Source organism: Roseisolibacter sp. H3M3-2, assembly GCF_029211165.1.
Taxonomy (GTDB): Bacteria; Gemmatimonadota; Gemmatimonadetes; order Gemmatimonadales; family Gemmatimonadaceae; genus Roseisolibacter.
The window spans coordinates 1-7,486 of sequence record NZ_JARGEK010000244.1; the positions used below are offsets into that span (position 1 = coordinate 1).

The 7,486-nt window shown below is 77.5% G+C and carries 5 protein-coding genes and 1 pseudogene; 2 read left to right on the plus strand and 4 right to left on the minus strand.

Annotation, left to right across the window (positions count from 1 at the left end):
* Positions 1-212: pseudogene (locus PYV61_RS17445) on the plus strand (hypothetical protein); the annotation flags it as partial.
* 30 nt (positions 213-242) lie between these two features.
* Here PYV61_RS17445 and PYV61_RS17450 read toward each other — a convergent pair.
* From PYV61_RS17450 to PYV61_RS17465, 4 genes are all read right to left on the minus strand, one after another.
* A complete protein-coding gene (locus tag PYV61_RS17450; protein WP_275833948.1) occupies positions 243-1,364 on the minus strand; it encodes a polysaccharide deacetylase family protein in 1,122 nt (373 codons plus the stop codon).
* Positions 1,365-1,523: 159 nt separating this feature from the next.
* On the minus strand, positions 1,524-2,285 hold the full coding sequence (locus tag PYV61_RS17455) for an SDR family oxidoreductase (protein WP_275833950.1): 762 nt from the start codon (positions 2,283-2,285) through the stop codon (positions 1,524-1,526).
* Positions 2,286-2,348: 63 nt separating this feature from the next.
* Entirely contained in the window at positions 2,349-4,070 is a 1,722-nt protein-coding gene (locus tag PYV61_RS17460) for a M56 family metallopeptidase (protein ID WP_275833952.1), read from the minus strand.
* The gene (locus PYV61_RS17465; RefSeq protein ID WP_275833954.1) at positions 4,067-4,441 is read right to left on the minus strand and encodes a BlaI/MecI/CopY family transcriptional regulator; all 375 of its coding nucleotides are present in this window, start codon (positions 4,439-4,441) and stop codon (positions 4,067-4,069) included. The genes PYV61_RS17460 and PYV61_RS17465 overlap by 4 nt, the downstream gene beginning before the upstream one ends.
* A gap of 178 nt (positions 4,442-4,619) precedes the next feature.
* Here PYV61_RS17465 and PYV61_RS17470 point away from each other — a divergent pair, with 178 nt between their 5' ends.
* Positions 4,620-7,394, plus strand: a complete 2,775-nt coding sequence (locus PYV61_RS17470; protein ID WP_275833956.1) for an EAL domain-containing protein — start codon at positions 4,620-4,622, stop codon at positions 7,392-7,394.
* Positions 7,395-7,486 lie beyond the last annotated feature (92 nt).

Here is a 7,486-nt window from a genome sequence, read left to right on the forward strand (position 1 = left end):
CGTGGCGCGCGGCGGCGTTCCGCGCCTACGTCGTCGCCAACGGGCTCGCGCTCCACGCCGTCGGCGCGACGCTGCCGCTGCGCCGCGGCCCGCTCACCGAGTCGTGGCAGGGGACGCGCGGGATGCGGCTCGCGCTCGCCCGCGCGGGGTTCCGCGACGTCGCGACCGGACGGGTCGGGCGCTCGCTCGTCGTCACCGCGACCGCCGGCTGACGCCGGAGGCGGCCGCCGCGCGCGCGCCGTCTACCAGGCGCCGGCGTCGCTGAGTGCGGCGGTCGACGGCCGCCCGGCCGGCGCGGGGGCCGCCGCCTGCGGGCGGGCGCCGAGCCGTCGCCGCCGCAGCTCGCGCACCCGCGGCGACACCGGGAGCCCCGCGTACAGCCCCGACGCCCACGCCTCGAAGACCCAGCCCGGCTGCCCCGTCGTGTCGGTGAAGCGCGGCAGCAGCAGCGGGTGCTCGCTCGTCGAGCAGAGGTCGGGGTCGGAGGTCGTCGCCGCGCGCACGCCGAGCCCCGCGAGCCACTGCGTGACGCGGGCGTCGTAGGTGCCGGTCGGGTAGCAGAAGAGCGCCAGGTCGCGGTCGGCCCGCAGCAGGTCGCCCAGCGAGGCCCGGTTGTCGACGATCTCGCGCGCGAACTTCGCCGGCTCGTCGGGGACGCGGTGGCGGTGCGTGTGGAGCGCGACGTCCACCAGGTCGGCGGGGAGCGCGCGCAGCTCGTCGCCGCGCATCTGCTGGAGCATGCGCGTCCGCGTCCACGCCGCGTAGTCGATGCCGAGGGCCGCCGCGAGGTCGGCCAGCAGCTCGTCCTTCTCGGCGGCCGTCATGTGGGCGTCGTGCGCGTGCGCCCGCAGCGTCGCCCAGGCCCGGTCGCGCTCCTCGGCGGTGCCGATCGGCACCGGCGCGGCGCCCGGGATCACCGCCCCCAGCGCGAGTGCGCCGCGCGCGCGCGCCTTCCACAGGAGGTACGAGCCCGCGAGGTCGAACACCGGCCGCGGGAACTCGGAGTAGAAGGTGGCGACGAAGTTGGTCGCCGGGATCCCGAACTCGCGCAGGATCGGCACCGCGCGGGCGAGGAAGTCGTGGAAGCCGTCGTCGAAGGTGACGGCGACGCTCCGCGGCGGCAGGTCGCCGGCGTACAGGCGGCGGACCGCCTCGCCGAGCGGGAGGATCGTGTAGCCCCCCTCCCGCAGGTGGCGCATCCGCGCGCGGAACTGCTCCGCCGGCATGTAGAGCTCCGGGTTCCACCGGTGCTCGTCCTCGAGCGAGATGCCGTGGTAGCAGAGGATCAGGAGCCGCCGCCGCCGCCACTCGCTGCGCGCGACCAGCCGCGTCACCCCGAGGGCGCCCGCCGTTCGCAGCAGCATCGAGCGAACGCGGCGGAGGTTCATGGACCGGGTGCGGGGGCGGACGACGGGCGGGGTGGCCGGCGGCCGCCCGTTGGGGTGGTGCGCAGCGTACGACTCCAGCGGCACTCCTGCAAGCGTGGCGCGGATCCGACACCGGCGGGCCGGCCGCCGCCCGGGTCAGCGCGCCCGAAGCGTCGCCAGCCCCCCGTCCACCCCCAGCACCTCCCCGGTCACCCACGCGGCGGCGGGGGAGAGCAGGTAGGCGATCGCGCCCGCCACGTCCTCCGGCTCCCCCAGCCGTCCCAGCGCGTGCATCCCCAGCGACGCCTGGGCCGCGGCCGGCGAGCCGGTGATGCGCGCGGTCAGCGGCGTCCGCACGAGCCCCGGCGCCACGCAGTTCACCCGCACCCCGCGTGCCGCGTAGGTGGCCGCCGCGGACAGGGTGAGCCCGACGACGCCCCCCTTGGCCGCCGCGATCGCCTCGTGGTTGGCGAGCCCGAGCCGAGCCGCCGCCGAGGCGACCAGCACCACGCTCCCGCCGTCGGGCTGGGCGGCCATCACCCGCCCGGCCGCGCGGACGCAGGCGAAGGCGGTGGTGAGGCTCTGCGCCACGGTGCGCGCGTACTCCTCCGCGCTGGTCAGGTGCGCGGGCTTGAGCAGCAGCGACCCGGCGCAGTTGGCGAGGCCGGCCACCGGCCCGTGCCGGGCGGCCGCGTCGGCCAGCAGCGCGTCGACGGCGGCGAAGTCGGCGGCGTCCAGCGCCACCCGGTCGACGGCGGCCGCGCCGAGGTCGGCGGCGAGGGCGTCGAGGCGGGCCGCGTCGCGCGCGGCGAGCACCAGGCGGGCGCCGTCGGCGGCCAGCCGCTCGCCGAGCGCGCGGTCGATCCCGCCGGTGGCCCCGACGACCACGTGCAGGGGAGGGGTCTCGGAGGTCGTCACGCCCCCTGAACGCGACGCGGGGACGCCGGTTTCCCGGCGCCCCCGCGTGACCGCCGTGCGTGGTCAGTCCTTCTTGGTCGTGATGCGGATGACGCCGTTGCCGCCGCGCGCGCCGTACGCCTCGGTCGCCTTGGCGCCCTTCAGCACCTCGACCGACGCGATGCGGTCGGCCATCGGGAGCGACGCCGGCGCGCCGTCGACCTCGACGCCGTCGACGACGTAGAGCGGGCGCTCGGTCCCCGAATTCACGCGGAGCGTCTCGGAGCCCGGGACGGCGCGCCCGGCCGAATCGACCTTGTCGATCGTCATGATGCCGCCGCGGACGGCCACGCGATCCTGCGCGGGCGCCGGCTGGCGCATCCGCACGCGCTCCGGCCCGGCCGGGGCGGCGGGCGTCGCGCCGTCCCCCTTGAGCCGGATCCAGATCGCGTCGGTGCTGTCCGGGAGGATGCGCCCCGGACCGACCTTGTGCACCTCGATGCTGGCGATCGAGTTCGGCTCCGGCGTCGGGAAGTGCGACGCTTCGCCGGCCGTCGGGGACGTCTGGACGTACGTGCCGCCGTCGAGCATCGCCACCGTGGCGTCGCGCATCTCGGCGGCCGAGCCGGCCCGCGGAGTGCCGCGCACGACCTGCGCGATGCGTCCGTCGGCGGCCTGCATCACCCAGACCATCTGGCGCGCGCCGCGCGTCCGCTCCAGCGCCTCGGGCATCGCGGCCTTCACCGCGTTCCGCACGTCCTCGGCGGTGCTCGGCCGGGTGAGCGGCACGCGGTCGCTGACCGTCACCGCGCCGAGTCGCGCCATCGTCGCGTTCGGCTGGGCGCGCGGGCCGGTGGGGCGCGGCAGCTCGCAGGCGGCGACGACCAGCAGCACGGCGCCGGCGGCGAGGGGGAGCGCGTGGCGCGCGGCGCGGCGCGGACGGGGAGCGGTCATCGCGTGGATCCTCCGGTGGAGCGTGGACGGGGTGGCGAGCAGGGTCGGGGCGAAGGCGGCGACGGGCGGGCGGGCGGCCGTCCGGCCGGCGACGTCGTGCAGCAGGGCGCCGTAGGCGCGCACGGCGGCGGGGCGGGCCCCGTCGGCGGCCAGCACGCGGGCGTCGCAGTCGAGCTCCACGGCGGCGCGCAGGCGGCGGAGCTGCCACCACGCGGCCGGGTTCCAGGGGACCAGCACCGCCGCCACCAGCCCGGCGGCGAGCAGCAGCGGGTCGCGGGCCCGCACGTGCGCCCGCTCGTGGGCCAGCATCAGCGGCAGCCGCGCGTCGCGCACCGCCCACTGCGGCACCAGGATCTCGGGACGCAGCGCGCCGAACACCGCCGGCCCCAGGTCGGGCGCCACCCGCACCTCGGCGCCGTCGAGCGTCTCGCGGGGCCAGCCGCGCATCCGGCGGCGCAGCCCGCGGCCGGCCGCCAGCGCGCGCAGGGCGAGCAGCAGGCTCGCCGCCCCCCACGCGCCGACCAGCGGCAGGTCGAGCGCGCGCCACGCCTCGGGCGCCCGCAGCGCCGGACCGCCCCACCAGCCGGCCGACCCGGCGCCGCCGGCCAGCGCCAGCAGCCGCGGGTCGAGCGTGAGCACGCCGCCTGTCGCCGTGGCACGCGCCGGGGCGGGGGAGGGGGCGGCGGGGAGCAGGAGCGCCGCCGCCGGGAGCGCGACGGTCAGCGCCAGCGCCAGCGCCCACGGCAGCCGGGCCGGGCGCCCGGCGAGGCGCAGCGCGCGCGCCGCCGCCGCGGCGGCCAGCGCCACCAGCGCGCCCACCGCCGCCGCGTAGGCCATCCAGAGCGCGATCACCGCTCCTCCTCCGACGCGTGCGCGTCGAGCACCCGGCGCAGCCGCTCCAGCTCGGCGGCGTCGGCGCCGCGCGTCTCCATGAGGTTGGTGAGCAGCAGCTCCGGCGAGCCGCCGAACACCGTCCCGAGCAGCCGCTGGAGCGCGCTCCGCCCGGCCACCGCGCGGTCCACCAGCGCGTGGTAGCGGTGCGCCCGCCCCTCCTCGGCGTGCCCCGCGTACCCCTTCGCCTCCAGGGTGCGCAGCACGGAGAGCACGGTCGTGTACGCCAGCGGGTCGGCCAGCCGCTCCCGGACCTCGGCCACGGTGGCGGGGCCCCGGTCCCAGAGCACGGTCATCACGTCCAGCTCGCGTTCGGTGAAGGCGACGTCCATCGGTCCTCGCTACGGGTTTTCTAGTAGATAGGCGTCGGCGACCGTCCTGTCAACTAGTTCTCTAGTAGCTCTGCGGCGTCGGACTCAAGGCACGGGCGGCAGAAGCCGATACATCTGAGGGAATGACGGAAGCATCATGCGATGTCAGACGTCGTCCCACGCCTCGCCCCCTCCGCCGGTGGTCGTCCGCCTTCCCGCCCTGACGCGCCGCATCCTCGCCGTGGTCGCCACCGCGGTGGGGCTCGTCGTGCTCGGGCAGGCGGCGATCCAGTGGTCGCTCGCGCGGCAGCGGGGGACGCACACCGCGCTCGGGCTCCTCGCGCGCCATCGCGTCGCCGGCGTGCGCCTGGTGCAGGGGGCGCTCGTCGCCTCCAACCCGACGGTCGACGCCGCGGAGCGCGCCCGCGCGCGGCGCGACTGGCTGGACGCCGCGGGCGAGCTGGACACGCTGCGCCGCGCGCTCGACGAGCGCCCGCTGCCGCGCGTCCGCGGGGTCGCCGAGCGGCGCGCGGCGCTGCTGGCCACCGAGGCGCGCCTGCTGGCCGCCTCCGCCGAACTCGCCGCCGGCGACGGCGCCGCCCGCCCGGCGCTGGTCGCCGAGCTGGCCGCCGCCGACCGCCGACTCGGCGACCTCTCGCTCGGCGGCTGGCGCGCGCTGCGCGAGGTCCTCGACGAGCAGCTGCTGCTGGTGCGGCGCGTGGAGGGCGGGATCGCGGTGGTGCTGCTGCTGACGCTCCTCGTCGGCGCGGCGGTGGTGCGCCCGGCCGCGCGCGCGTCGGAGCGGCTGATGCGCGCGCTGCTCGCCTCGCGCGGCCGCGTGCAGGCGGCGCACGGCGCGATGCGGCGCGAGCGCGAGCTGGCCACCTCCATCGTCCACTCGGCGACCGAGGCGATGTTCGCGTACGACGTCGGACTGCGCATCACCGCGTGGAACCCGGCGATGCAGGAGTGGACGGGCGTCGCGCACGCCGACGCCGTCGGCCGCCGCCCCGAGGAGATCGCGGCGGAGCTCGACTGGGGCGCCGCCGGCCGCCCGTACGCCCGCGCGCTGGGCGGCGAGACGGTCGAGGCGCAGGAGGTCGCGGGGCGCGCCGCGCCGGGCGAGCCGCCGCGCTACTTCGACGTGTCGTGCGGCCCCGTGCGGGTCGCCGACGGGACGATCAGCGGCGGGCTGGTGTCGGTGCGCGACGTGACGGCGCGCGTGCTGGCCGCCGAGCAGGTGCGGCGCAGCGAGGCGCGCTTCCACACGCTGTTCGACCAGGCGCCGCTCGGCATCGTGCTGCTCGACGACGACGGCGGGATCGTCGACGCCAACGGCGCCTTCGGGCGGCTCGTCGGGCGCGAGCCGGCGGCGCTGCGCGGCACGCCGGCCACCGCGCTCTACCCGGCCGACGACGCCGAGGCGGTGACGGAGCAGCTGCGCGAGGTGCGCGAGGGGCGCGCCGCCGGCGTGTCGATCGAACGGCGCCTGGCGCACCCCGACGGCGGGACCGTCTGGGCCACCCTCACCGTGCGCCGCCTCGACGCCGACGGCGCGGGCGCGACGCTGGTCGGCATGGCGCAGGACGTCACCGCGCGCCGCGAGCTGGAGACGCGCCTCAGCCACCAGGCGTTCCACGACCCGCTCACCGGGCTGGCCAACCGCACGCGCCTGCGCGACCGCCTCGAGCGTGCGCTGGTGCAGGGGGAGCGCGACCCGCGCGCGGTGGCGCTCATCTACGTCGACCTCGACGATTTCAAGAAGGTCAACGACTCGCTCGGCCACGCCGCCGGCGACCAGCTGCTGCGCGCGGTCGCCGAGCGCCTGCTGAACGCCACGCGCGGCAGCGACACGGTGGCGCGCCTCGGCGGCGACGAGTTCGCGGTGCTGCTGGAGAACGTGCGCAACGATGCCGACGCCGTGATCGTCGCCGAGCGCGTGGCGAACGCGATGCGCGCGGCGTTCGTGCTGGACGGGCGCGAGGTGTTCGTCGGCGGGAGCGTCGGGATCGCGCGCGCCGCCTCCGAGACGACGCCCGAGCCGGTGAGCCCGGACGAGCTCCTGCGCAACGCCGACGTGGCGATGTACCACGCGAAGCGCGGCGGGAAGGGGCACCACGTGCTCTACGCCGCGTCGATGAACGCCGACGCGATGGGGCGGCTGGAGCTGGAGTCCGACCTCCGCCACGCGCAGGAGCGCGGCGAGCTGGCGCTGCACTACCAGCCGATCGTCGACCTGGCCGACGGGCGGGTGCTCGGGGTCGAGGCGCTGGTGCGCTGGCACCACCCGGCGCGCGGGCTGCTGCTCCCCGCCGCGTTCGTCCCGCTCGCCGAGGAGACGGGGCTCATCGTCCCGCTCGGCCGCTGGGTGCTCGGCGAGGCGTGCCGGCAGGGCGCCGAGTGGGGGCGCCGCGCCGCGGCCCCGCTCTCGATGTCGGTGAACGTGTCGGCGCGGCAGCTGCGCGACCCCGCGCTGGTCGACGACGTGCGCGCCGCCCTCGCCGACAGCGGGCTGCCGCCCGAGCGCCTGCTGCTGGAGCTCACGGAGGGCGTCTTCATCGCCGGCGACGACGCGACGCTCGACGCGCTGCGCGCGCTCAAGGGGCTCGGCGTGCGCCTCGGCATCGACGACTTCGGGACGGGCTACGCGAGCCTGCGCTACCTGCAGCAGTTCCCGGTCGACGTGCTGAAGATCGACCGCACCTTCATCGAGGCGCTCCGCGACGCGCCCGCCGCCGGCGGCGACGAGGAGGGGGAGGAGCTGGCGGTCGCGCGGGCCATCGTGTCGCTCGGCGAGTCGCTGTCGCTGCACACGATCGCCGAGGGCGTCGAGGTGCCGCCGCAGTGGGAGCAGCTGCGCCGCCTCGGCTGCACCGTCGGCCAGGGCCACCTCTTCGGCCGCGCGGTCCCCCCCGACGAGCTCGCGCCCATGCTCGGCCTCGCGGTCCCCCTGCCGACCGCGCAGGCGGCCTGAGGAACTGCCAGGAATCGGATGAGACGGATCAGAACGGGGCGATTGTCAAAGATTTGGTAGCGCGCGGAGGCTCTGGGCGAGCAGGAGATCGA

Bases quoted from the DNA above. Each gene is read 5' to 3' on its own strand.
- PYV61_RS17450 (WP_275833948.1), bottom strand. From the start codon at position 1,364: ATGCTGCTGCGAACGGCGGGCGCCCTCGGGGTGACGCGGCTGGTCGCG.
- PYV61_RS17465 (WP_275833954.1), bottom strand. From the start codon at position 4,441: ATGGACGTCGCCTTCACCGAACGCGAGCTGGACGTGATGACCGTGCTC.